The organism is Streptomyces sp. NPDC025833, from assembly GCF_055558055.1.
In genome coordinates this window covers 224,015-245,018 of sequence record NZ_JBVHNF010000012.1, presented here as the reverse complement: position 1 = coordinate 245,018, position 21,004 = coordinate 224,015, and the positions used below count along the sequence as shown (strand labels likewise).

General features: G+C 73.5%; 24 protein-coding genes. 15 read left to right on the top strand and 9 right to left on the bottom strand.

Annotated features, from left to right (window positions below):
• Window position 1 precedes the first annotated feature (1 nt).
• Complete coding sequence (locus ACZ4K2_RS23020; RefSeq protein WP_467469719.1) at window positions 2–997, top strand: methyltransferase; 996 nt, start codon at window positions 2–4, stop codon at window positions 995–997.
• Between the two features lie 73 nt (window positions 998–1,070).
• Here the strand turns inward: ACZ4K2_RS23020 and ACZ4K2_RS23015 are convergent, their stop codons facing one another.
• From ACZ4K2_RS23015 to ACZ4K2_RS22985, 7 genes are all read right to left on the bottom strand, one after another.
• Window positions 1,071–1,403, bottom strand: coding sequence for a TcmI family type II polyketide cyclase (locus ACZ4K2_RS23015; RefSeq protein WP_467469221.1), 333 nt, complete (start codon window positions 1,401–1,403; stop codon window positions 1,071–1,073).
• Between the two features lie 19 nt (window positions 1,404–1,422).
• Window positions 1,423–1,902, bottom strand: a complete 480-nt coding sequence (locus tag ACZ4K2_RS23010) for an SRPBCC family protein (RefSeq protein ID WP_467469219.1) — start codon at window positions 1,900–1,902, stop codon at window positions 1,423–1,425.
• A 1-nt stretch (window position 1,903) separates the two neighbouring features.
• Complete coding sequence (locus ACZ4K2_RS23005; protein WP_161297628.1) at window positions 1,904–2,158, bottom strand: acyl carrier protein; 255 nt, start codon at window positions 2,156–2,158, stop codon at window positions 1,904–1,906.
• Between the two features lie 91 nt (window positions 2,159–2,249).
• On the bottom strand, window positions 2,250–3,494 hold the full coding sequence (locus tag ACZ4K2_RS23000) for a beta-ketoacyl synthase N-terminal-like domain-containing protein (protein WP_467469217.1): 1,245 nt from the start codon (window positions 3,492–3,494) through the stop codon (window positions 2,250–2,252).
• Window positions 3,495–3,501: 7 nt separating this feature from the next.
• Window positions 3,502–4,761: a beta-ketoacyl-[acyl-carrier-protein] synthase family protein gene (locus ACZ4K2_RS22995; protein WP_467469215.1), complete on the bottom strand. Its 1,260-nt coding sequence runs from the start codon at window positions 4,759–4,761 to the stop codon at window positions 3,502–3,504.
• The gene (locus ACZ4K2_RS22990) at window positions 4,758–5,171 is read right to left on the bottom strand and encodes a cupin domain-containing protein (RefSeq protein ID WP_467469717.1); all 414 of its coding nucleotides are present in this window, start codon (window positions 5,169–5,171) and stop codon (window positions 4,758–4,760) included. The genes ACZ4K2_RS22995 and ACZ4K2_RS22990 overlap by 4 nt, the downstream gene beginning before the upstream one ends.
• Before the next feature lie 52 nt (window positions 5,172–5,223).
• Entirely contained in the window at window positions 5,224–6,297 is a 1,074-nt protein-coding gene (locus ACZ4K2_RS22985) for a SchA/CurD-like domain-containing protein (protein ID WP_467469213.1), read from the bottom strand.
• Between the two features lie 204 nt (window positions 6,298–6,501).
• Here ACZ4K2_RS22985 and ACZ4K2_RS22980 point away from each other — a divergent pair, with 204 nt between their 5' ends.
• On the top strand, window positions 6,502–8,157 hold the full coding sequence (locus ACZ4K2_RS22980; RefSeq protein WP_467469211.1) for an FAD-dependent oxidoreductase: 1,656 nt from the start codon (window positions 6,502–6,504) through the stop codon (window positions 8,155–8,157).
• Between the two features lie 82 nt (window positions 8,158–8,239).
• Here the strand turns inward: ACZ4K2_RS22980 and ACZ4K2_RS22975 are convergent, their stop codons facing one another.
• Complete coding sequence (locus ACZ4K2_RS22975) at window positions 8,240–8,707, bottom strand: RDD family protein (RefSeq protein ID WP_467469209.1); 468 nt, start codon at window positions 8,705–8,707, stop codon at window positions 8,240–8,242.
• A gap of 209 nt (window positions 8,708–8,916) precedes the next feature.
• On the opposite strand from ACZ4K2_RS22975, the gene glnA reads away from it, so the two are divergent.
• The 6 genes from glnA to ACZ4K2_RS22945 all read left to right on the top strand — a co-directional run bounded on the left by glnA (window position 8,917) and on the right by ACZ4K2_RS22945 (window position 14,378).
• The gene (gene glnA / locus ACZ4K2_RS22970) at window positions 8,917–10,326 is read left to right on the top strand and encodes a type I glutamate--ammonia ligase (RefSeq protein WP_467469208.1); all 1,410 of its coding nucleotides are present in this window, start codon (window positions 8,917–8,919) and stop codon (window positions 10,324–10,326) included.
• Window positions 10,327–10,501: 175 nt separating this feature from the next.
• A complete protein-coding gene (locus ACZ4K2_RS22965; RefSeq protein ID WP_467469206.1) occupies window positions 10,502–11,491 on the top strand; it encodes a GlxA family transcriptional regulator in 990 nt (329 codons plus the stop codon).
• A gap of 108 nt (window positions 11,492–11,599) precedes the next feature.
• Entirely contained in the window at window positions 11,600–11,857 is a 258-nt protein-coding gene (locus tag ACZ4K2_RS22960) for an SCO2583/SCO2584 N-terminal domain-containing protein (protein ID WP_467469204.1), read from the top strand.
• A 167-nt stretch (window positions 11,858–12,024) separates the two neighbouring features.
• Window positions 12,025–12,945, top strand: coding sequence for a zinc metalloprotease HtpX (gene htpX / locus ACZ4K2_RS22955; RefSeq protein WP_467469202.1), 921 nt, complete (start codon window positions 12,025–12,027; stop codon window positions 12,943–12,945).
• Between the two features lie 3 nt (window positions 12,946–12,948).
• The gene (pspAB, locus tag ACZ4K2_RS22950) at window positions 12,949–13,533 is read left to right on the top strand and encodes a PspA-associated protein PspAB (protein WP_467469201.1); all 585 of its coding nucleotides are present in this window, start codon (window positions 12,949–12,951) and stop codon (window positions 13,531–13,533) included.
• Between the two features lie 62 nt (window positions 13,534–13,595).
• Window positions 13,596–14,378, top strand: a complete 783-nt coding sequence (locus ACZ4K2_RS22945; protein ID WP_467469199.1) for an alpha/beta hydrolase — start codon at window positions 13,596–13,598, stop codon at window positions 14,376–14,378.
• 208 nt (window positions 14,379–14,586) lie between these two features.
• Here the strand turns inward: ACZ4K2_RS22945 and ACZ4K2_RS22940 are convergent, their stop codons facing one another.
• Window positions 14,587–14,901 (bottom strand): hypothetical protein, encoded by a 315-nt coding sequence (locus tag ACZ4K2_RS22940; RefSeq protein ID WP_467469197.1) that lies wholly within the window; start codon window positions 14,899–14,901, stop codon window positions 14,587–14,589.
• 221 nt (window positions 14,902–15,122) lie between these two features.
• Here ACZ4K2_RS22940 and ACZ4K2_RS22935 point away from each other — a divergent pair, with 221 nt between their 5' ends.
• From ACZ4K2_RS22935 to ACZ4K2_RS22905, 7 genes are all read left to right on the top strand, one after another.
• Complete coding sequence (locus ACZ4K2_RS22935) at window positions 15,123–15,491, top strand: arsenate reductase family protein (RefSeq protein ID WP_467469195.1); 369 nt, start codon at window positions 15,123–15,125, stop codon at window positions 15,489–15,491.
• 238 nt (window positions 15,492–15,729) lie between these two features.
• Window positions 15,730–16,761, top strand: coding sequence for a glutamine synthetase (gene glnII, locus ACZ4K2_RS22930; RefSeq protein WP_467469193.1), 1,032 nt, complete (start codon window positions 15,730–15,732; stop codon window positions 16,759–16,761).
• Between the two features lie 307 nt (window positions 16,762–17,068).
• On the top strand, window positions 17,069–17,191 hold the full coding sequence (locus ACZ4K2_RS22925) for a hypothetical protein (RefSeq protein WP_467469191.1): 123 nt from the start codon (window positions 17,069–17,071) through the stop codon (window positions 17,189–17,191).
• A gap of 119 nt (window positions 17,192–17,310) precedes the next feature.
• Complete coding sequence (locus ACZ4K2_RS22920) at window positions 17,311–17,925, top strand: winged helix-turn-helix domain-containing protein (protein ID WP_467469189.1); 615 nt, start codon at window positions 17,311–17,313, stop codon at window positions 17,923–17,925.
• 60 nt (window positions 17,926–17,985) lie between these two features.
• Complete coding sequence (locus ACZ4K2_RS22915; RefSeq protein ID WP_467469187.1) at window positions 17,986–19,029, top strand: NAD-dependent epimerase/dehydratase family protein; 1,044 nt, start codon at window positions 17,986–17,988, stop codon at window positions 19,027–19,029.
• Between the two features lie 31 nt (window positions 19,030–19,060).
• Window positions 19,061–20,335, top strand: a complete 1,275-nt coding sequence (locus ACZ4K2_RS22910; protein WP_467469185.1) for a sensor histidine kinase — start codon at window positions 19,061–19,063, stop codon at window positions 20,333–20,335.
• A complete protein-coding gene (locus tag ACZ4K2_RS22905) occupies window positions 20,320–20,973 on the top strand; it encodes a LuxR C-terminal-related transcriptional regulator (RefSeq protein WP_467469183.1) in 654 nt (217 codons plus the stop codon). Before ACZ4K2_RS22910 ends, ACZ4K2_RS22905 begins: the two co-directional genes overlap by 16 nt.
• The last annotated feature ends 31 nt before the right edge of the window (window positions 20,974–21,004 follow it).

Sequence of the window (21,004 nt, the reverse complement as noted above, 5' to 3'; positions counted from 1 at the left end):
GATGCGGCTGCGCGAGCTGGTGTTCGGGGCCGCCTGCGCCGCCGCCGTCCGCGCGGCCGCCCGGCTCGGCGTCGCCGACGCGCTCGGTGACGCCCCGATGACCGTGGAGAGCCTCGCGACCGCGGTGCGCGCCGAGCCCGGGCCGCTGCGCCGGCTGCTGCGCACCCTGTCCTGCTACGGCGTCTTCGCCGAGCGGCCCGACGGGACGTTCGCGCACACCGGGATGTCCCGGCTGCTGCGCGTGGACGACCCGGACAGCCTGCGCGACATCTCCCTGTGGTGCACCGAGTCCTGGACCTGGGACGCCTGGCCGAGGCTGGACCAGGCGGTGCGCACCGGCCGCAACGTCGTCGAGGACCTGTACGGCAAGGAGTTCTTCGGCTACTTGAACGAGGACGCCCCGGAGTCGGCGGACGTCTTCAACCGGGCGATGACGACCTCCAGCGAGCAGTCGGCGCGCGACGTCGCCGCCCTGCTGGACCTGTCCGGCGCCGGCTCGGTCGCGGACCTGGGCGGCGGCCAGGGGCACGTGGTGGCCAGCCTGCTGGACAAGTACCCGGCGATGCGGGGCTACCTGCTCGACCTGCCGCGCGTGGTGGGCAACGCCCTGCCGCGGCTGCGCGAGGGCGGGGACCTGGCCGGCCGCACGACCGTCGTGCCCGGCGACATCCGCGAGGCGGTCCCGGTCGAGGCCGACGTCTACATCATCAAGAACATCCTGGAGTGGGACGACGGGTCCACCGCCCGGCTGCTGCGCAACGTGGTCGAGGCGGGCGGGCCCGGCGCCCGGGTCGTCGTCATCGAGAACCTCGTCGACGACACCCCCTCGATGCGGTTCAGCACCGCCATGGACCTGATGCTGCTGCTGAACGTCGGCGGGGCCAAGCACACCACGCGGAGCATGACGGAGCGGCTCGGGGCGGCGGGCCTGGAGGTCGGCGACGTCCGGCCGGTCAACCCCTACCTGCACGCGTTCGACTGCCGCGTCCTCGGGTAGTCCGCCCCTCTCGGCGCACCGGTGCCGGGTCCGCGTCGCACGCGGGCCCGGCACCGGTGGTCCGGACGAGGGGTCAGGCGCCGGCCTCGCGCTCCCACAGGTAGAAGCGCTGTGCCATGGCGTCCTTCGGGGACCGCCAGGTCTCCGGGTCGTACGCGCTGACGTACGCCGACAGCCGCTCGCTCACCTCCCTGAACTCGGGGTGCGAGGTGACCTGGGCGATGGCCGGGCCGGGCTCGCGCTCGGCCTCGATGAGGTGCATGTACACATCGCCGAACTGGAAGAGGCTGCGCCGGGTGACCCCGATGAGGTGCGGCAGCTCTCCCCGGTCGGACTCCGCGAACACCTTGGCGATGCCGGGGGCGGAGCCCGGGGCCATGCGGGCGACGATCAGGGCCTGGTGCACGGTCGTCTCCTCGTCCGGCTCAGTCGGCCAGGGCCGGGGCGGGCCGGTGCCCGGCCGCCGCCTGCTCGATCTTGTCCCGGATCAGGGCCAGCTGGACCTTGGAGTTCCTGTTGATGTTGTCGGTCATCCAGTCGTCGTCGACGGGGGCGTCCGGCTTCATCGCGAAGTCCTGCGTCCAGACCATGCGGGTGCCGGCGGGGACCTCCTCGTAGCGCCAGTGGATGTCCATGTGGGCGAAGGGCCCGGTCTCGACCCGGCGCGCCCTGACGGTGAGGGTGCCGCGGTCCGGCTCGCGCTCGGAGACCCAGCTCCACACGGTGCCGTTCTCGTCCGGGTGCATGGTCAGCCGGAACGTCGTCCGGTCGCCCTCGCGCTTGAGGATCTCCACCGAGGCGTACTCGCTGAAGAGCTGCGGCCAGCGCTCCAGGTCGTTGGTCATGTCCCAGACCAGGTCCAGCGGGGCGGCGATGGTGATCTCGTTCTGGGTGTGTCCTGCCATCTCAGGCTCCTGCCATCAGGGTGGTGTTGACGAGGTTGAGGAACTGCTGCGGCGTCTTGCAGCGCTCCGCGTCGACCGGCATCGGGGTGCCGTGCGTGTTCTCCAGCTCGCCGACGATGCCGAGCAGGCCCAGCGAGTCGACGCCGAGGACGTCGAACCCGGTCTCCGGCTTGTCCACGAGCTGCTGCGGGCTGACGGTGACCCCGGCGGCCTTCTTCATCAGAGCGGCGAGCTCTTCCACGGTGATCTGCGGCATGTGCCTTCCTCCTCTGCTGTTCTCACAGCCTTTTCTGTCGTTCGCCTTTTCTGTCGTTCACCCGCGGGCGCCGCTGCCGGCGCCCTCCGGTTCACCCGGCGCCGCCGCGTCGCAGCACCAGCGCCGAGTTCGACCCCATGAGCCCGCGGCTGAGGACCAGTGCCGTCCGCAGTTCGGCGACGCGGGCGGTGCCCGTCACGAGGTCGATGTCGTGGCAGACGTCGAAGACGTTCGGCGTCGGCGGGATCAGGCCGTGCTCCATCGCCAGCACGGCCGCCGCGGTGTCCAGGACGGGGGCCGCGCAGTACCCGCGGCCGGTCCCGGTCTTCGGGGCGGTGACCGGCACCCGGGTGCCGTGCCCGCCGAGGGCGTCGGCGAGGGCCAGCGCCTCGGCCCGGTCCGCCTCCGGCACCCCGAGGGCGTCGGCGAAGACGACGTCGACCTCCTCGGGGGCGCAGCCGGCCTCGCCGAGGGCCTGCCCGATGGCGTGGGCGAGGCCCTCCCGGGAGTCCGCCCAGCGGGAGGCGCCGGTGAAGGTGGCCGCGTGGCCGGCGACGACCGCGCGGATGTCGGCGCCGCGGTCCCGGGCGGCGTCCGCCGCCTCCACGACGAGCATCGCGCCGCCCTCGGCCGGCACGAAGCCGCACGCGCCCTCCGTGAACGGGCGGTAGGCCCGGGACGGGTCCTCCTCGTGGCTCAGCTCCGCATAACCGAGCTGGCAGACCATCGAGTACGGCGCGAGGGGCGCCTCGGTGGAGCCGGCGACGATGACGTCGGTACCGCGCCGCACCGCCCGTGCCGCGTGGGCGAGGGCGTCCAGGCCGCCGGCCTCGTCGGAGGCGACGACCGAGCAGGGGCCCTTGAAGCCGCGGCGGATGGAGACCTGGCCGGTGCTCGCGGCGTAGAACCAGGCGATGGACTGGTACGGCCCGACGAACCGGCTGCCCTTGCCCCACAGCCGCTGCAGTTCGCGCTGGCCGAACTCGCCGCCGCCGGACCCGGCGGCGGTGACCACGCCGATGGAGTACGGCGCGTCGGGGATGCTGCCCGGCCCCAGCCGGGCGTCGTCCAGCGCGAAGTCGGCCGCTGCCATGGCGTAGTGGGTGAAACGGTCGGTCTGGACGAGGAAGCGCTCCTCGATCGTGGCCGCCGGGTCGAAGGCGCGGACCTCACCGGCCACCTTGAGGGGAAGGTGCTCGCAGCCCTCGCGGGTGACCCGGTCGAGGACGCTGAGGCCCTCCTGGGTCGCCTTCCAGAAGGTGTCGGTGCTGGTGCCGTTGGGCGCGACCACCCCGATGCCGGTGACGGCCGCCTGCCGGTCCTTCGGTTCGCTCATCGTGTCCTCACTCCCTCGGCCGGGTCAGGATCACCGCGGACTGGAAGCCGCCGAACCCGCTGCCCACGGACAGCACGCTGTTCAGCTTCCGTTCGCGGGCCACGCGCGGGACGTAGTCCAGGTCGCACTCGGGGTCGGGGATCTCGTAGTTCGCGGTCGGCGGTACGACCTGCTTGACCAGGGCCAGTACGCAGGCGACCAGTTCGATGGCCCCGATCGCCCCGAGGGAGTGCCCCACCATGGACTTGATGGAGCTCATCGGGGTGTCGTAGGCGTGGTGGCCGAGCGCCCGCTTCACGGCGGCCGTCTCGTGCCGGTCGTTCTGCCGGGTGCCGGAGCCGTGCGCGTTGACGTAGTCGATCGCCGTCGGGTCGAGCCGCGCCTGGCCGAGGGCGGTCTCGACGGCTCGCGCCATCTCCAGGCCCTCCTTGGTCAGGCCGGTCATGTGGTAGGCGTTGCCGAAGGTGGCGTAGCCGCCGAACTCGCAGTACACGTGCGCACCGCGGGCCCGGGCGTGCTCCAGCTCCTCCAGCACGAGCACCGCGCCGCCCTCGCCCATGACGAAGCCGTCACGGTTGTTGTCGAAGGGCCGGGAGGCGTGGGCGGGGTCGTCGTTGTTCGGCGACGTGGCCTTGATCGCGTCGAAGCAGGCCATGGTGATCGGGGATATCGGGGAGTCCGAGGCGCCCGCGATGCATATGTCCGCCCGGCCCTCCTGGACGGTGTGGAAGGCGTACCCGACGGCGTCCAGGCCCGAGGTGCAGCCGGTGGACACGGTCTGCACCGGCCCCTGGGCGCCGAAACGTTCCGCCACCGCGGAGGCCACGGTGCTCGGCGAGAACGCCCGGTGCAGCTGCGGCTCGGCCTCGCCGGGGTCGACGTCCCAGCGCTGGCCGCGGTGGCTGACGAGGACGTAGTCGTGCTCCAGGCGGGTGGTGCCGCCGACGGCGGTGCCCAGGGAGACGCCGACCCGCCAGGGGTCCTCCCGGGCGAGGTCGAGACCGGAGTCCTTCACCGCCTCCGCCCCCGCGACCAGGGCGAACTGGATGTACCGGTCCGCCCCCTGGACCTGCTCGGCGTCCAGGCCGTACGCCGCGGGATCGAAGTCGCACTCGGCGGCGATCCGGGACCGGAGCCCGGCCGGGTCGAAGAACGTGATGCCCCGCGTCGCGGTACGGCCTTCGGCGAGCAGATCCCAGAACGCCGGGACGCCGATGCCGCCCGGAGCGACGACGCCTATGCCGGTGACCGCCACGCGCCGGCTCATGACCGGACCTGTTCCCGCTCGGCGGTGGCGGCGCCGGACGCCGTCTCCTCGGTCCCCTCCGTGTCGACGTGGCCGAGCTCCGGGCGCGGGGCCAGCGGGCCCAGGTGGAAGACGAGCCGCGCCTCCACCCGGCCGGTGTTGCGGAAGCGGTGGCGCATGCCGATCGGGATCAGCAGCCCCTGCTCCGGCCGCAGCGGGTGCGGCTCGCCGTCCAGGTCGACCTCCAGGTCGCCGCACACGGCGTAGACGAACTCCTCGGAGTACGGGTGGTAGTGCTCCCCGATGCGGTCACCGGGGCGGATGAGGGCGACGCCCATGAAGCCGCTGGTGGAGCCCACCGTCGCCGGGGTCAGCATGGCGCGCAGATCACCGCCGCGCCGGGTGTTGGGCGGGACCTCGCTGAGGTCCACGAACTTGGGAAGGTGCAGGGTCACGGCATTCCTCCGTTGGTGGGCTCGCCGGTCAGGCGTCGGGCGAGCGGCGGTCGGTGACGAGGTCCATGCCTACGGGCTCGCCGTCCAGCAGGGAGGCCAGCGCGGCCCGGCGCCCGGGCTCCGGCAGCGTGGCGGCCGCGCCGGGGCGTACGTCGATCAGCCGTACGACGACGTCGTCGCGGTGGAAGATCGTGCTGCGCAGGACCGGGCTGTCCGGGTCGTCCGCCGCCGCCTCGTCCTGCTGGGCGAGCAGCTCCGCCAGCCGCATCCCGGCGTCGGGCCGGGCCGGGTAGCACAGGGCCAGCCGCTCGCCCTCGGTCAGCTCGTCCGCGGTGACGTGGTGCACGGCGGGCAGCGCCGCCCGGGTGAAGAACACCCGCGCGGACTCCTGGTCGTCGAGGTCCCGGTCCTGCTCCAGGTACGGGTTGATGGCCTCCTCGACCGCCCGCACCTCGGGCTGCCGGGCGACGTGCCGGAGCGCCGCGAGCAGGTCGCCGCGCACCTCGATGGCCCGCACGACCCGGTTGCCGTGCATGAACAGGGAGGTACGGCAGAGCCGGGTGGTCTCGTCGACCTTCGCCTCGGGCGAGGCGTAGTCCGCGAGGATCCGCTTCACCTCCGCCTCGCTGCCCGGCCGCACCGTGAAGGTCAGCGCGTGCCGGATGACGCCGTCACCGATCCGGGGGGACGTCTGCAGCCGGCGGCGCGACGAGGCGGCGGCCTCCCCGCCACCCGTCTCGCGGACGATGTGGAAGCGCAGCGACCGGGTGTCCCGGACGCAGTTGTGCAGCGGCTCCACCATGTGGACGTGTTCCTCGCTGTTCACCCAGGTGAGGAACGGCGGAGCACTCTCCCACTCGCTCGTGATGAGCCATTGGGAGGGGTTCTCGATCGACTGGCACAGCTGGTCGCTGACGTGACCGGGCACCTGCGCCACCTGGTTGCACAGCTGCTCGTAGGCCTCCAGGAACTGCTGCTGGGCGCCGTCGTAGACGTCCACGAGCAGGACGACACGGAGGCGGGAGCCGTCGAACACGGACTGGGAGACCCGTTTCGACTGGCGCGTCAACTGGTCCGAGAGCTTTTCCGACATGGTGGTCATGCTGCGCACATCTCCTTCACGGGGGCAGAGGCGGACGCCGGCGGCCGAATGACGCGACGTCAGCGCTTCTTGATCCTGTGCCTCTTCCCCCGGTGCGCGCGACTCGCGTGAACCACGTGGGTGATTGCGCACGCGAAAGGCGTCCCAGAGGGCACACAAACAGCAATGCGCCCCCGCATCCCCACCCCTGTCCCTGGAGCCCTGATGCAGCAGAAAGCCGACCACCAGGTACCCGTCCTCGTCGTGGGCGGTTCCCTGGTGGGCCTGTCCCTCTCCCTGTTCCTGGGCCGTCTCGGCGTACCGCACATGCTCGTCGAGCGGCACTCGGGTACCTCGATCCACCCGCGTGGCCGAGGCAACAACCTGCGCACGATGGAGCTGTTCCGGGTGGCCGGCCTCGAACCGGACATCAAGGCGGCGGCCTCGCTGCTCGCCGGCAACCACGGCATCCTCCAGACGCCCACCCTGGCCGGGGACGCCGGCGAATGGCTGTTCCGGCACATCGACCCGGGCGGCGGGCTCGCCAGGTTCAGCCCCACGGGATGGTGCCTGTGCAGCCAGAACGACCTGGAGCCGGTGCTTCTGAAGGGGGCCCGCGCGCTCGGCGGCGACCTGCGCTACTTCCACGAGCTGGAGTCCTTCGCACAGGACCCCGAAGGAGTGACGGCGTTCGTCCGGGACCGGGACGGCGACGAGCTGTACACCGTCCGGGCGGACTACCTGGTCGCCTGCGACGGCCCGCGCAGCCCCGTCCGGCGCCGGCTCGGCATCGGGCAGAGCGGCCCCGGCGACCTCTTCGCCAACGTGAGCGTCACCTTCCGCTCCAAGCTGCTCGCCGAGACCGTCCGCGACCGGCACTTCATCTGCTGCTACCTCACCGACCCCGACGCGGACGGCGCCCTGCTGCCCGTCGACAACAAGGAGCACTGGGTCTTCCACGCCCCCTGGCACCCCGAACACGGCGAGCGGCTGGAGGACTTCACCGAGGAACGGCTCCAGCGGCACATCCGGCTGGCGGTCGGCGTCCCCGACCTCGACGTCGAGATCACCGGCAAGGCGTCGTGGCGCGCCGCGGAGCGCGTCGCCGAGCGGTACACGGCCGGCCGGGTGCTGCTCGCCGGCGACTCCGCCCACGAGATGTCCCCGACCGGGGCCTTCGGCTCCAACACCGGCATCCAGGACGCGCACAACCTGGCCTGGAAACTGGCCGCCGTCCTCGACGGCTGGGCCGGCCCCGGCCTGCTGGAGACCTACGACACCGAGCGCCGGCCCGTCGCCCTGGCCACCAGCGCCCGCGCCTCGGCCCGCTCCGTGGAGCACAGCCACCCCGGCTTCGCCCCGACCCCGGGCGTCGGGGGCGGGCCGCGCAGCGGCATCCTCCCGGTCGTCCTCGGCTACCGCTATCCGGAAGGCGCCGTCCTGGACGCCGACCCGGCCCGGCCGGTCGTACCCGACGACGTGCGGCTGACCGGGGAGCCGGGCACCCGGGCCCCGCACCTGTGGCTGCGCCGGGCGGGCGAACGGTTCTCCACGATCGACCTCTACGAGCGGGCACCGGTGCTGCTCTGCGACGCGGGTACGGCCGCGGGCGGGGCCTGGCACGCGGCAGCCCGGCGGGTCGCGGAGACGGAGGGGGTGCCGCTGGAGGCGTACCGGATCGGCACGGCAGCGGACGCCTGCCTCACCTACGACGGGGACGGGCCCGCGGGCGGCGACTGGGCGGCGGCGCACGGCACGACGGCCGACGGGGCGGTGCTGGTACGGCCGGACGGGTTCGTGGCCTGGCGCTCCGCCGGGGCGGCAGCGGACCCCGAGACCCGGCTGCGCGAGGTGCTGGCGGCGGTGCTGCGCCGGAGCTGAGCGGCGGCGCGGACACGGCGAGGGCCCCCCGCACCGGCCGGTGCGGGGGGCCCTTCGGGGCCTGCGGCGGGCGGTCCGCCCGTCAGATGCGGACCTCGACCGTCTTCGCGAGCCGGTCGTGCAGCCCGCGGCCGTCGCGGTCCCAGACCAGCGCGGGGATCGCGAGGCACAGCAGGACGGTGCGCAGCAGGGCGCGCCCGGGGCTGACGGTGCCGGTCTCCAGGGCCACCACCCGGATGCCGAGGAGGCGCTTACCGGGGGTGAAGCCGATCGTGCCGACGGTCAGGGCGCTCAGCAGGAAGAAGATGCCCAGCGCCCAGTTGCTCGTGGCCGGGCTGTAGCCGTGCGTGATCAGGCCGAGGGCGATCAGCACGCACAGCGCCCAGTCCACGGCGAGCGCGCCGAGCCGCCGTCCGGGCCCGGCGATCGAGTGGGGCCCCTCCTGCGGGAGACCGAGCTGCTCGCCCCGGTAGCCGAAGTCGGCGCCCGCCTCCTCCATGGCCGCGCGCGGTCCGGAGAGCCACGATCCGATTGCCTGCCTGTTGTCCACCCGTCCACGGTACTGCGCCCGGTTTCGGGCACTACGCGCAGGGGGGCGTCCGGGCTACGGTGGACGGGTGACCGGTTAACTTCTGCGAAACAAATGGGTCACGCCCGGGAAATCACCCGTACCTAGGGTCGGACCAGCGTGTGCCCCCGCACTGGCCGCACGAACGATCTACCACCCCGGCGCGGACGGTCGGGAGTAGGAGGAGCTGGATGTTCCAGAACGCCGACGACGCCAAGAAGTACATCGCGGACGAGGACGTCAAGTTCGTCGACGTCCGCTTCTGCGACCTGCCGGGCGTCATGCAGCACTTCACGTTGCCCGCCGAGGCGTTCGACCCCGACGACGAGCAGGCCTTCGACGGGTCGTCGATCCGCGGTTTCCAGGCCATCCACGAGTCGGACATGGCCCTGCGCCCCGACCTGTCCACCGCGCGCATCGACCCGTTCCGCCGGGACAAGACGCTCAACATCAACTTCTTCATCCACGACCCGATCACGGGTGAGCAGTACTCGCGCGACCCGCGCAACGTGGCGAAGAAGGCCGAGGCGTACCTGGCGTCGACCGGCATCGCCGACACCGCCTACTTCGGTCCCGAGGCCGAGTTCTACGTCTTCGACTCGGTCCGCTTCTCGACCGGCGCGAACGAGTCCTTCTACCACATCGACTCCGAGGCGGGCGCCTGGAACACCGGCGCCGTGGAGAACAACCGCGGGTACAAGGTCCGCTACAAGGGCGGCTACTTCCCGGTGCCGCCGGTCGACCACTTCGCCGACCTGCGCGCCGAGATCTCCCTGGAGCTGGACCGGCAGGGCCTGAAGGTCGAGCGCCAGCACCACGAGGTGGGCACCGCCGGGCAGGCGGAGATCAACTACAAGTTCAACACCCTGCTCGCCGCCGCCGACGACCTCCAGCTCTTCAAGTACATCGTGAAGAACGTGGCCTGGCGCAACGGCAAGACCGCGACCTTCATGCCGAAGCCGATCTTCGGTGACAACGGCTCGGGCATGCACGTGCACCAGTCGCTGTGGACCAACGGCGACCCGCTGTTCTACGACGAGGCCGGTTACGCGGGCCTGTCGGACACCGCCCGCTACTACATCGGCGGCATCCTCAAGCACGCCCCGTCGCTGCTGGCCTTCACCAACCCGACGGTGAACTCGTACCACCGCCTGGTGCCGGGCTTCGAGGCGCCGATCAACCTGGTGTACTCGCAGCGCAACCGCTCGGCCGCGATGCGCATCCCGATCACCGGCTCGAACCCGAAGGCCAAGCGCGTCGAGTTCCGCGCCCCGGACTCCTCCGGCAACCCGTACCTGGCCTTCTCCGCCCTGCTCCTGGCGGGTCTGGACGGCATCAAGAACAAGATCGAGCCGGCCGAGCCGATCGACAAGGACCTCTACGAGCTGGCTCCCGAGGAGCACGCCGGCGTGGCCCAGGTCCCGACCTCGCTCGGCGCCGTCCTGGACGCGCTGGAGGCCGACCACGAGTTCCTCCTCCAGGGCGACGTGTTCACGACCGACCTGATCGAGACGTGGATCGACTTCAAGCGCACCAACGAGATCGCCCCCCTCCAGCTCCGCCCGCACCCGCACGAGTTCGAGCTGTACTTCGACGTGTGACGGACGCCCCCGCGTGCCGCCGAGGCCCCGCCGCTCCCTCGGGAGTGGCGGGGCCTCGGCCCGTCGCGGGGTCCCGGACGGCCGGTGGGGCGGCCCGGGTGGTGGGGGCTCGTGTAGCTTGCGGGTCCGGATGTGTGCGGGGCGCCGGCTCCGTGCCGGACGGGGGGGAAAGCACATGGGCGGGGTCCGCCGCTTCATCGTCGTGATGCTGTTCGACGGCGTCGACCTGCTGGACGTCACCGGGCCGCCTGAGGTGTTCGCCCTGCTCCGGCGGGAGACCGGGGAGGACACCGGGTACGAGGTCGCCCTGGCCGCCGAGACCATGGACCCGGTCACCACCGCCGCCGGGGTCCGCGTGCTGCCCGACCTCACCTTCGACGAGGCGTCCCTGAGGGCGATCGACACCCTGCTGGTGCCCGGCTCGGTGGAGGTCGACGAGGAGAGCCGGGTGCACGCCCTGACCGATCCGGCCGTCGTCGCCCGGGTGCGGCAGCTCGCCGACCGGACCCGGCGCGTCACCTCCGTCTGCGTGGGCGCCCACCTGCTCGCCGCCGCCGGGCTGCTGGACGGCAGGCGGGCCACCACCCACTGGTCGACCGCGCAGCAGCTCGCCGCCGACCACCCCGAGGTGGAGGTGGACGCCGACCCGATCTTCATCCGGGACGGCGAGGTGTGGACCGGCGCGGGCATCACCGCCTGCCTGGACCTGTCCCTCGCCCTCGTCGCCGAGGACTACGGCGAGGCGATCGCCCTGCGGGTCGCCCGCCAGTTGGTCATGTACCTGAAGCGGCCGAGCGGGCAGAGCCAGTTCAGCGTGCCCGTGGAGCCCGTGTCCACCACCCGGCGCATGGCCGAGCTGCGCCACTTCGTCACCGAGCGCATCGGCGAGCCGCTGACCGTGGCCGACCTGGCCGGGCACGTCCACGTCAGCGAGCGCCAGCTCACCCGGATCTTCAAGACGGAACTCGGCATGACCCCGGCCGCCTACATCGAGGCGGCCCGCGTCGAGGTGGCCCGCAACCGGCTGGAGACCTCGGACGACACCCTGGAGCGGGTGGCGACCGCGTGCGGCTTCGGCACCTCCGACACCCTCATCCGGGCCTTCCGCCGCAAGCTCGGCACGACGCCCACGGAGTACCGGGGCCGGTTCCGCCGCTCCGGCTGACCGCCCGGCCGGTTTCGGTACCCCCGCAACCTTTCCCGCTTCCCAGACTTCCTATTGTCGGGGGATCATCCCTCCGGACTTCGTCGGACGAGAGAAGGATGAACGGGGATGGCGGAACAGGACGACTACGAGCACGAGTTCGATCACACGTGGGTGAACGCGGCCGAGCACAAGGAGCCCTCCGCCCGGGCCCGGATGCTCGCCGCCCGCTGGCGGGACAACCCGCCCGACCCGGCCCCCTTCCGCGCCGACCCCGAGTACACCGCCCCGCGCCGCTCGTCGTGGGTGTCGACTGCCGTGGTGCTGGGCTGCGTGGCCGTGGTGATCGTCCTGCTGGGCTACGCGCAGCTCCGGTCCCCCTACTAGGAGTCGCCCCGTCCCCCGGGCGGGGCGCGCCGGGCCGGCCGGCGGCGGTCCGCCGGTCACGCCCGGGGACCTTTTGCCTGGCCTGGGGCCGTTCGGCACCGCCCCATGGGAATCGGCAGGTGCACACTGGACAGCGGGACGAGTGCCTGACTGCGGGGTGATGCGAGATGCGGAGCCGGTTCCGGAGCGATCGGCGGCTGACCGTGCGGATGGGTCTCACGCTCTTCCTGCTCGGGCTGCTGTACGTGGGGTTCGTCGCCGCCCTGATCGTGCTGCTGAAGTCGTGGCTGCTGGTCGTCGTCCTGATCGGGGCGATGTTCGTGGCGCAGTTCTGGTTCTCCGACCGGATCGCCATGTTCGCGATGCACGGCCGGGTGGTGGAGCGCGAGGAGTATCCCGGGCTGCACGCGGTCGTGGACCGGCTGTGCGCGATCGCCGACATGCCCAAGCCGGTGGTCGCCGTGTCCACGTTGGACATGCCGAACGCGTTCGCGACCGGGCGCAACCCCGACCACGCCGTGGTCTGCGTGACCACCGGCCTGCTGCGGCGGCTGGAGCCGGCGGAGCTGGAGGGCGTGCTCGCGCACGAGCTGTCGCACGTGGCGCACAAGGACGTCGCCGTGATCACCGTGGCGTCCTTCCTCGGGGTGATCGCCGGGCTGGTCGTGCGGTTCGCCTTCTACTCGCAGGTGCTCGGCGGGGGCCGCCGGGACCAGAACACCGCCGCCGTCTTCGCCGCCGTCCTGGGTGTCTCGGTGGCCGTGTACGCGCTCAGCTTCCTGCTGATCCGGGCGCTGTCCCGGTACCGGGAGCTGGCGGCCGACCGCGCGGCGGCCCACCTGACCGGCCGCCCCTCGGCGCTGGCGGCGGCGCTCACCAAGGTCTCCGGGGAGATCGCCCGGATCCCGACCAAGGACCTGCGGACGGCGCAGGCGTTCAACGCGTTCTACTTCACCCCGGCGACCGGCCGGGAGCCCGGCATCGAGCGGTTCTTCTCCACCCACCCGAGCCTGGAGCAGCGGCTGGAGCAGCTCGGCCGGATCTCGGCGGAGCTGGGCGAGGCCGCCGCGCCCGGAAAGGCGGGGTGACCGGTGGGGCTGCTGGACATCCTGCTGGGCCGCACCAAGCCGGTCACGCCCGACCTCGACCGGCTGTTCGCGCTGCCGTCGGCGGCGGTGACGCTGGAGGCGGCGGCCGGCTTCACGCCGACCGGTGACGGTGCGGTGTGCTTCGCCACCGTGGAGGGGCCGGCGTTCGAGCAGACCCACCGCGAGGTGCAGGCGCTGCTGGACGCGGACACCGACCGCACCGGCCCGCCGGTGGAGCTGCGCCGGGACGGCTACGGCTACACCTGGCTGGTGTCCCGGCGCTCCCCCGACCAGCTTCCGCAGCTCGTCAACGATCTGCACGCGGTGAACAGCTCGCTGGAGGTCAACGGCTTCGGACCGCAGCTGCTGTGCTCCCTGGCCGCGTTCACGGACGGCACCGGCCGGAAGCTGGCGCTCGTGTACCTCTACAAGCGCGGCACGTTCTACCCGTTCGCCCCGCTGCCGGGTGCCGCCGAGCGCCGGGACACCCCGCTGGAGCTCCAGCTGAGGGCGGCGCTCGGCGACGACCTGCGGATCGAGCAGGACCTGAGCCGCTGGTTCCCGGTGTGGGGCGCCCCCGGCCTGTGACGACCGGGGAGGCCGGTGCGGGCGGGTTCCCGGCCCGGGGCGGCCGTGAGTGAATGACCCGCATGGACGAACTCACCGGTTTCGCTCACGCGTACGACGGCGAGCTGCTCAGCGGCGCGAGTGCCGGCCCGCCCGGCCGGGCCACGGCGGTGCTGCTGCACGGCGCGGGCAACGGCAGCAAGGAGCGGCTCCTGCCGTTCCTCGCCGACTTCGCGGGCCAGGGCTGCCGGGCGCTGGCGTTCGACTTCTCCGGGCACGGCGACAGCACGGGCGCGCTCGCGGAGCTGAGCCTGCGCCGGCGGTACGAGCAGGCGGTGGCGGTGCTGGACGCGCACGTCCCGGCGGACGAGCCGCTGGTCCTGGTCGGGTTCAGCATGAGCGGGCAGACGGTGGCGGACCTCGTCCGGCACTACGGGCGCCGGGTGGCGGCGGTCGGTCTGGGCGCGCCCGCCGTCTACGCGGCCGAGGCCTGGGAGGTCCCGTTCGGCAACGGCGACGGCCGCTTCTCGGAGCTGATCCGCACCCCGGACAGCTGGCGGGGCTCCCCCGCCCTGGCGGCGCTCCGGTCGTACGGGGGCCGGGCGGTGCTGGCGGTACCGGGCACGGACCGGGTCATCCCGCCGGAGGTGACCGGGGCCGTGCAGGAGGCGCTGTCGGCCCGGGCCCGGTTCACCCGCTTCGGGCTCCCGGCGGCGGACCACTTCCTCGGCCTGTGGTTCCGCGACCACCCCGAGGACCGGCGGGCGTTCGTGACGGCACTGCTGGACGGGCCGGCCCCGGCGGGGACACCGGCCACCGGCGGCACCGGCGGCCGTACGGGCGCAGACCCGGGGGCAGACGCGTGAAGTGAACGGGCGGGGCGGCGGCGTGACCGAACGGCGGCCCCGGCCGGCCCATGCCCGCGGCGCCCCCGGGCAGCCCCGCGCCCGCGGCCGGCACCGGGACGGACCGTGGGCGCCGGTGCCCGTGGCATGACCGCACCGGCACGGGCACCCGCGGCACGACGGTGCCGGGCGCCCCGCCCGGACGGCGGGGCGCCCGGCGGTCCGCCGCTCAGCGCGAGTAGCGCAGCAGCGCCCGCACCATGTGGCACGTGGTGTCGGACGGGGGCCGCATCCCGATCCGCTCGGCCGTGCCGCGGATCGTCTCGTTCCGGGCCTGGTTCGGCAGGTACACCCCGGAGTCGAGCAGGGCGATGGCGAGGCGCATGGCCTTCAGGCGCCGGTTGTGCGAGACGTACCACTCACGCGGCCGTCCGGCCGGCAGCGGCCTCTTCGCCACGGGCTCGTAGGGCGAGTCGAACAGCACGGAACGCTTGGCGGTGGACTGGGTCGGCGAAGGCTTCGGCTTCAGGACGGCAGCGGGCACGGGCATCCTCCTGTCGCGGTCAGGACGAGCGCCGCGAGACCCGGCGCCCATCCTCGAACACTGCTTCCATTCTACCGGCGGGCACTGACAAACGGGGGTCCCCGGACAGTGACGAACTCCCAGGTGAGATAAGGATTTGGCGCTCCGTCACGGCCGGTGAGGATGGGGCTGCCGAGGTGGCGGAAAATCGAACAGAGGGGATGCCGAGTACCGTGTCCCGCATGGAGATCTGGATCAATCCGGCCTGCTCGAAGTGCCGCAGCGCGATCAGCCTGCTCGACGCCGAGGGCGCCGAGTACACCGTCCGGCGCTACCTGGAGGACGTGCCGAGCGCGGACGAGATCAGGGAGGTGCTCGGCCGGCTGGGCCTGGAGCCGTGGGACATCACCCGCACCCAGGAGGCGGACGCCCGGGAACTGGGCCTGAAGGACTGGCCGCGGGACGAGCGGGCCCGTGACCGGTGGATCACCGCGCTCGCCGAGCACCCCCGGCTGATCCAGCGCCCGATCATCACGGCGGACGACGGGACGGCCCTGGTGGCGCGCGGCGAGGAGGCCGTGCGCGAGGCCCTCGGGCACGGCAGGGGCTGAGGCACCGTCGACCACGCCTGTGCGGACCTGGGTTCGGGCCCGGGTGCCGCCGCCCGGTCCGGCTCCCGGTCCGTGTGAGGTGCGGCACGGAAAGCCCGGGTAACACGGGGTTCACATACGGGCAACGGGCGGGAAACGGCCTGTTGACAGGCTGCGGGACAGATCGAGCGGCGCGCCGGTGCCGCAGCGCCGCAGCACCCGCAAGCGCACCCGACCCACCCCCGAAGGAAGTGGCCCCGTGACCTTCAAGGCCGAGTACATCTGGATCGACGGCACCGCACCGACGGCGAAGCTCCGTTCCAAGACGAAGATCGTCACGGGTGCGTTCGGCGGTCTCGACACGCTTCCGGCCTGGGGTTTCGACGGCTCCTCCACGAACCAGGCCGAGGGCCGCTCCTCGGACCTCGTGCTCAAGCCGGTCTTCACCTGCCCGGACCCGATCCGCGGCGGCGACGACATCCTCGTGCTGTGCGAGGTCCTGGACACCGGCATGGACCCGCACCGGTCCAACACCCGTGCCGCGCTGGCCGAGGCCGCCGGGCGGTTCGCCGCCCAGGAGCCGATCTTCGGCATCGAGCAGGAGTACACGTTCTTCGACGGCTCCCGTCCGCTCGGCTTCCCCGAGAACGGCTTCCCGGCCCCGCAGGGCGGCTACTACTGCGGTGTCGGCGCCGACGAGATCTTCGGCCGTGACGTCGTCGAGGCCCACCTCGACAACTGCCTGAAGGCCGGTCTCGGCATCTCCGGCATCAACGCCGAGGTCATGCCGGGCCAGTGGGAGTTCCAGGTCGGCCCGCTGTCCCCGCTGGAGGTCTCCGACCAGCTCTGGGTGGCCCGTTGGCTGCTGTACCGCACCGCCGAGGACTTCGGCGTCTCCGCGACCCTGGACCCGAAGCCGGTCAAGGGCGACTGGAACGGCGCGGGCGCGCACACCAACTTCTCCACCCGGGCCATGCGCGAGGGCTACGACGCGATCATCACCGCGTGCGAGTCGCTCGGCGAGGGCTCGAAGCCGCTGGACCACGTCAAGCACTACGGCGCCGGCATCGACGAGCGCCTGACGGGCCTGCACGAGACCGCCCCGTGGGACGAGTACTCGTACGGCGTCTCCGACCGCGGCGCCTCGGTGCGCATCCCGTGGCAGGTCGAGAAGGACGGCAAGGGCTACATCGAGGACCGCCGCCCGAACGCCAACGTCGACCCGTACGTGGTGACCCGCCTGCTGGTGGAGACTTGCTGCGCCGCGCTGGAGAAGGCCGGCCAGGTCTGATCCGTCCGCCACCGTGAGAGGGGCGCCCGCCGTGCGACGGCGGGCGCCCCTCCGGCGTACACGGGCGCCCCTCCGGCGTTTCCGGGGGCGCCGCCGGGGCCCGCGGCACCGCCCGGCCGCCCGCCGGCCGGGCGCGACTGTCCGGATACCGAGACGGCATTCCGGCCACGCCGAAGCCCGCTCAACTCCCTGACCAGGGCGGTAAGGCGGTGCACGGGGTGGACACGGTACCGGTTTCCGGCCAAGCCCCCGTCCAAGCAGTGAGAGGAGTCTCCTGCCCGGCGCGCGCCTCTGCTTCAATGGGCCCATGGCCGGCTTCCAGCAGATCACCGCGACGGGTCGCGACGACCTCGAGCCGTTCTGGCCTTCCCGTCAGCACCACGACTTCGACCGTGTGTGTTGCCGCGCGATCAGCGCGCGGGCCTTCTAGAGCCGTTCACCCCGGCCTCCGGCCAGCGCGAAACGACGTACGTCCCCGGCGCGCCCGACCACGAATCGCGGCCGTCGCTCCCGACCGACGATCTCCTCGCGCGAAAGAGCTGACCTCTCATGGCGACTTCCCGTCCCCTCTCCACCGCCACCCTCCCCGCCCCCGCCCCGAACGGCACCCGGCACCGGCTGCGCGCCGTCGACCGGGACGAGGACTGGGGCCGCACCGGCCCGGCCGCCGCCGAGGACCCCGGGCAGGACGTCCGGGACCTCCTGCCGCCGGGCGCCACCTGGCTGCCCGCGCCCCAGCACACCCTGCCCGTCCTGCCGGGCCGGCCGCCGATGGTCGGCTACCTGGTGCTGGTCCCGGCCGACCAGCGGCCCCCGTTCCTGCCGGTCGCGGTCCCGGACCGGCCGGAGACACCGGCGGGCCCGGGCACCGACCCGCTGGTGCGGATCGACCCCGTGCAGCGCACCGCCGGCGTCGACGGCCGCGAACTCGACCTCACCTACCTGGAGTTCGAGCTGCTCGCCCATCTGGTGGCGCACCCGCACCGGGTGCACACCCGCGACCAGCTCGTCACCACGGTGTGGGGCTACGGCCACGTCGGCGACGGCCGCACCGTCGACGTGCACATCGCCCGGCTGCGCCGCAAGCTGGGCGCCCAGCACCGCCAGGCGATCCAGACCGTGCGCCGGGTCGGCTACAAGTACACCCCGCCGACCGGCCGCTGACCGCTCTGCCCGCGGCAGAGTGTCCCTCCGCCGCGGGCCCGGACGGGCAGGATCACCGGCATGAGGCTTCTCGTGCTGGGCGGTACGGAGTTCGTGGGGCGGGCCGTCGTGGAGGCGGCCCTCGGGCGCGGCTGGGAGGTGACCGTCTTCCACCGGGGGCGGCACCGGCCGCCGCCCGGGGTGCGGGCGCTGCACGGCGACCGCACCGCGCCCGGCGGGCTCGCCGCGCTCGCGGCGGACGGCGGCGAGTGGGGCGCGGTGGCCGACACGTGGTCGGCCGCCCCGCGCGCCGTGGACGAGGCGGCCCGGCTGCTGGCCGGCCGGGCCGGACGGTACGCGTACGTCTCCAGCCGGTCGGTGTACGCCTGGCCGTGGCCGCCCGGGGCCACCGAGGACGCCCCGCTGGTCGACGGCGCCGCCGACGCCGGGGCGCGGGGCTACGCGCGCGACAAGCGCGGCGGCGAACTGGCCGCCGTCGGCGCGTTCGGCGCGGCGCGCTCGCTGCTGGTCCGGGCCGGCCTCGTCCTCGGCCCGTACGAGAACGTCGGCCGGCTGCCCTGGTGGCTGACCCGGATCGCCCGCGGCGGCCCGGTCCTGGCCCCCGGCCCGAGCGGGCTGCCGGTCCAGTACATCGACGCGCGCGACCTCGCCGACTGGCTGATCGGCGCGGTGGAGCGCGGTCTGGGCGGGCCGTACAACCTGGTGAGCCCGCCCGGCCACACCACCATGGGCGAGCTGCTCCGGGCGTGCGTGCGGGTCACCGGCGCGGACGCGGAGCTGCGCTGGACGGACCCGGAGGTGATCCTGGGCGCCGGGATCGAGCCGTGGACCCAACTGCCGGTGTGGGTGCCGCCGGACGGCGAGATGTACGACGCGGTGCACCGCGCGGACGTGTCCCGGGCGCTCGCGACGGGGCTGGTGTGCCGGCCGGCAGGCGAGACCGTCGCGGACACCTGGCGGTGGCTGACCGGGATCGGCGGTGCGGCGCCGCTGCGGCCGGACCGGACGGCCGCAGGCCTCGACCCGGAGGTGGAGGCCCGGGTGCTGGCCGCGGCCGGGGGTGTACCCGGCACCACCCCCGAAGAGGCGGCTCCGGACCACTGACGCGGCCGCGGCCGTCCACCAGACTGGCGCCATGAACACGGACCCGGACAACGTCGGCCCACGCGCCCGGACCAGGGCGGTGGTGCTGGCCGGCGTGCGGGGGCTGGTGCTGGCCCTCGCGGTGCTGCCCTGCGGTGTCGCCTTCCTCGCCCTCACCCTCGTCTCCCTCGCGCTCGTGCCGCTCGGCGTCGGCCTCGTCACCACCCCGGCGCTGCTGGCCGGCGTGCGCGCGCTGGCGGACGCCCGCAGGCGGCTCGCGGCCGAGTGGTGCGGCATCCGGATCCCGGCCGCGTACCGGCCGGTGCCGCGGGACGCCCGCCCCTGGACGCGCACCGCCGCCCTGCTGCGGGACCCGCAGGTGCGGCGGGACGCGCTCTGGCTGCCGGTGGACATGACCGCGGGTTTCGTCACCGCGCTGGCCCCGGCCGCGCTGCTGTTCTTCCCGGCCGAGGGGTTCCTGCTCGCGGCCGGGCTGTGGCGGGCGTACGTGCGCGGTCCGGGCGATGTCGTCTGGTACGCGTTCGTGCCGGTCACCGGCCAGGCCACGGCCTTCGCCGCCGCGCTGCTCGGCGCCGCGGTCCTCGTCATCGCCACGCGTTTCGCCCCGCTCCTGCTGAGCGCGCACTTCCGGCTCGTGCGGGCGGTGCTGGGCGGCGGCGCCGAACTCGCCGAACGCGTCCGGGTGCTGACCGAGACCCGGCGGGACGCGGTGGACGTCTCGGCCGCCGAACTGCGCCGCATCGAGCGGGACCTGCACGACGGCGCGCAGGCCCGGCTGGTCGCGATGGGCATGGACCTCGGCACCGTCGAGGTGCTGATCGAACGCGACCCGGCGCAGGCGAGGAAGCTGGTCGCCCAGGCCCGCCGGAACTCCGCACAGGCCCTGGAGGAACTGCGCGACCTGGTGCGCGGCATCCATCCGCCGGTCCTCGCCGAACGCGGGCTCGGCGACGCCGTACGGGCGCTGGCGCTGCGGCTGCCCCTGCCCGCGGAGGTGACCGTGGAGCTGCCCGGCCGCGCGGACGCGCCCGTCGAGTCGGCCGCCTACTTCGCCGTCGCCGAGGTGCTGACCAACGCCGCCAAGCACTCCGGCGCCGACCGGGTCCGGATCGGCCTGCGCCACGGCGAGGGCCGGCTGCGGATCGACGTCACCGACAACGGGCGGGGCGGCGCGGTGCCGGTGCCCGGTTCGGGCCTGGCCGGGATCGAACGCCGGCTCGGTACATTCGACGGCGTCCTGGCCGTCAGCAGCCCCGTCGGCGGCCCCACCATGGTGACCATGGAGATCCCGTGCGTGTTGTCCTAGCCGAAGACCTGTTCCTGCTGCGCGACGGGCTGGTGCGGATGCTGGAGGCGTTCGGCTTCGAGATCGCGGCGGCCGTCGAGTCCGGTCCCGAACTCACCCGTGCGCTGGCCGAGCTGGAGCCCGACGTCGCCGTGGTGGACGTGCGCCTGCCGCCCACGCACACCGACGAGGGACTGCAGTGCGCGCTCGCCGCCCGCCGGGCCCGGCCCGGGCTGCCGGTGCTGGTCCTGTCCCAGCACGTGGAGCAGTTGTACGCGCGCGAGCTGCTCGCCGACGGCGACGGCGGGATCGGCTACCTGCTGAAGGACCGGGTGTTCGACGCGGAGCAGTTCACCGACGCCGTACGGCGGGTGGCGGCGGGCGGTACGGCGATGGACCCGCAGGTGATCCGGCAGTTGCTGTCCCGCCGGTCCGCGGGCGACCCGCCGTACGGGCACCTCACGCCGCGCGAGCGGGAGGTGCTGGAGCTGATGGCGCAGGGCCGGTCCAACGCGGCCATCGCGGCCCAACTGGTGGTGACGGAACGGGCGATCGCCAAGCACACCTCCAACATCTTCGCCAAGCTGGGTCTCGAGGTGTCGGACGACGACAACCGGCGCGTGCTGGCGGTGCTCGCCCACCTCGACCACGGCCGCTGAGCCACCGGCCCGCCGGTTCCCGCTCCTCTCC

Coding starts and splice junctions, on each gene's coding strand:
- ACZ4K2_RS23020 (WP_467469719.1), top strand. CDS start 2: ATGCGGCTGCGCGAGCTGGTGTTCGGGGCCGCCTGCGCCGCCGCCGTC.
- ACZ4K2_RS23010 (WP_467469219.1), bottom strand. CDS start 1,902: ATGGCAGGACACACCCAGAACGAGATCACCATCGCCGCCCCGCTGGAC.
- ACZ4K2_RS23005 (WP_161297628.1), bottom strand. CDS start 2,158: ATGCCGCAGATCACCGTGGAAGAGCTCGCCGCTCTGATGAAGAAGGCC.
- ACZ4K2_RS23000 (WP_467469217.1), bottom strand. CDS start 3,494: ATGAGCGAACCGAAGGACCGGCAGGCGGCCGTCACCGGCATCGGGGTG.
- ACZ4K2_RS22995 (WP_467469215.1), bottom strand. CDS start 4,761: ATGAGCCGGCGCGTGGCGGTCACCGGCATAGGCGTCGTCGCTCCGGGC.
- ACZ4K2_RS22985 (WP_467469213.1), bottom strand. CDS start 6,297: ATGACCACCATGTCGGAAAAGCTCTCGGACCAGTTGACGCGCCAGTCG.
- ACZ4K2_RS22980 (WP_467469211.1), top strand. CDS start 6,502: ATGCAGCAGAAAGCCGACCACCAGGTACCCGTCCTCGTCGTGGGCGGT.
- glnA (WP_467469208.1), top strand. CDS start 8,917: ATGTTCCAGAACGCCGACGACGCCAAGAAGTACATCGCGGACGAGGAC.
- ACZ4K2_RS22965 (WP_467469206.1), top strand. CDS start 10,502: ATGGGCGGGGTCCGCCGCTTCATCGTCGTGATGCTGTTCGACGGCGTC.
- ACZ4K2_RS22960 (WP_467469204.1), top strand. CDS start 11,600: ATGGCGGAACAGGACGACTACGAGCACGAGTTCGATCACACGTGGGTG.
- htpX (WP_467469202.1), top strand. CDS start 12,025: ATGCGGAGCCGGTTCCGGAGCGATCGGCGGCTGACCGTGCGGATGGGT.
- ACZ4K2_RS22945 (WP_467469199.1), top strand. CDS start 13,596: ATGGACGAACTCACCGGTTTCGCTCACGCGTACGACGGCGAGCTGCTC.
- ACZ4K2_RS22935 (WP_467469195.1), top strand. CDS start 15,123: ATGGAGATCTGGATCAATCCGGCCTGCTCGAAGTGCCGCAGCGCGATC.
- ACZ4K2_RS22925 (WP_467469191.1), top strand. CDS start 17,069: ATGGCCGGCTTCCAGCAGATCACCGCGACGGGTCGCGACGACCTCGAG.
- ACZ4K2_RS22920 (WP_467469189.1), top strand. CDS start 17,311: ATGGCGACTTCCCGTCCCCTCTCCACCGCCACCCTCCCCGCCCCCGCC.
- ACZ4K2_RS22915 (WP_467469187.1), top strand. CDS start 17,986: ATGAGGCTTCTCGTGCTGGGCGGTACGGAGTTCGTGGGGCGGGCCGTC.
- ACZ4K2_RS22910 (WP_467469185.1), top strand. CDS start 19,061: ATGAACACGGACCCGGACAACGTCGGCCCACGCGCCCGGACCAGGGCG.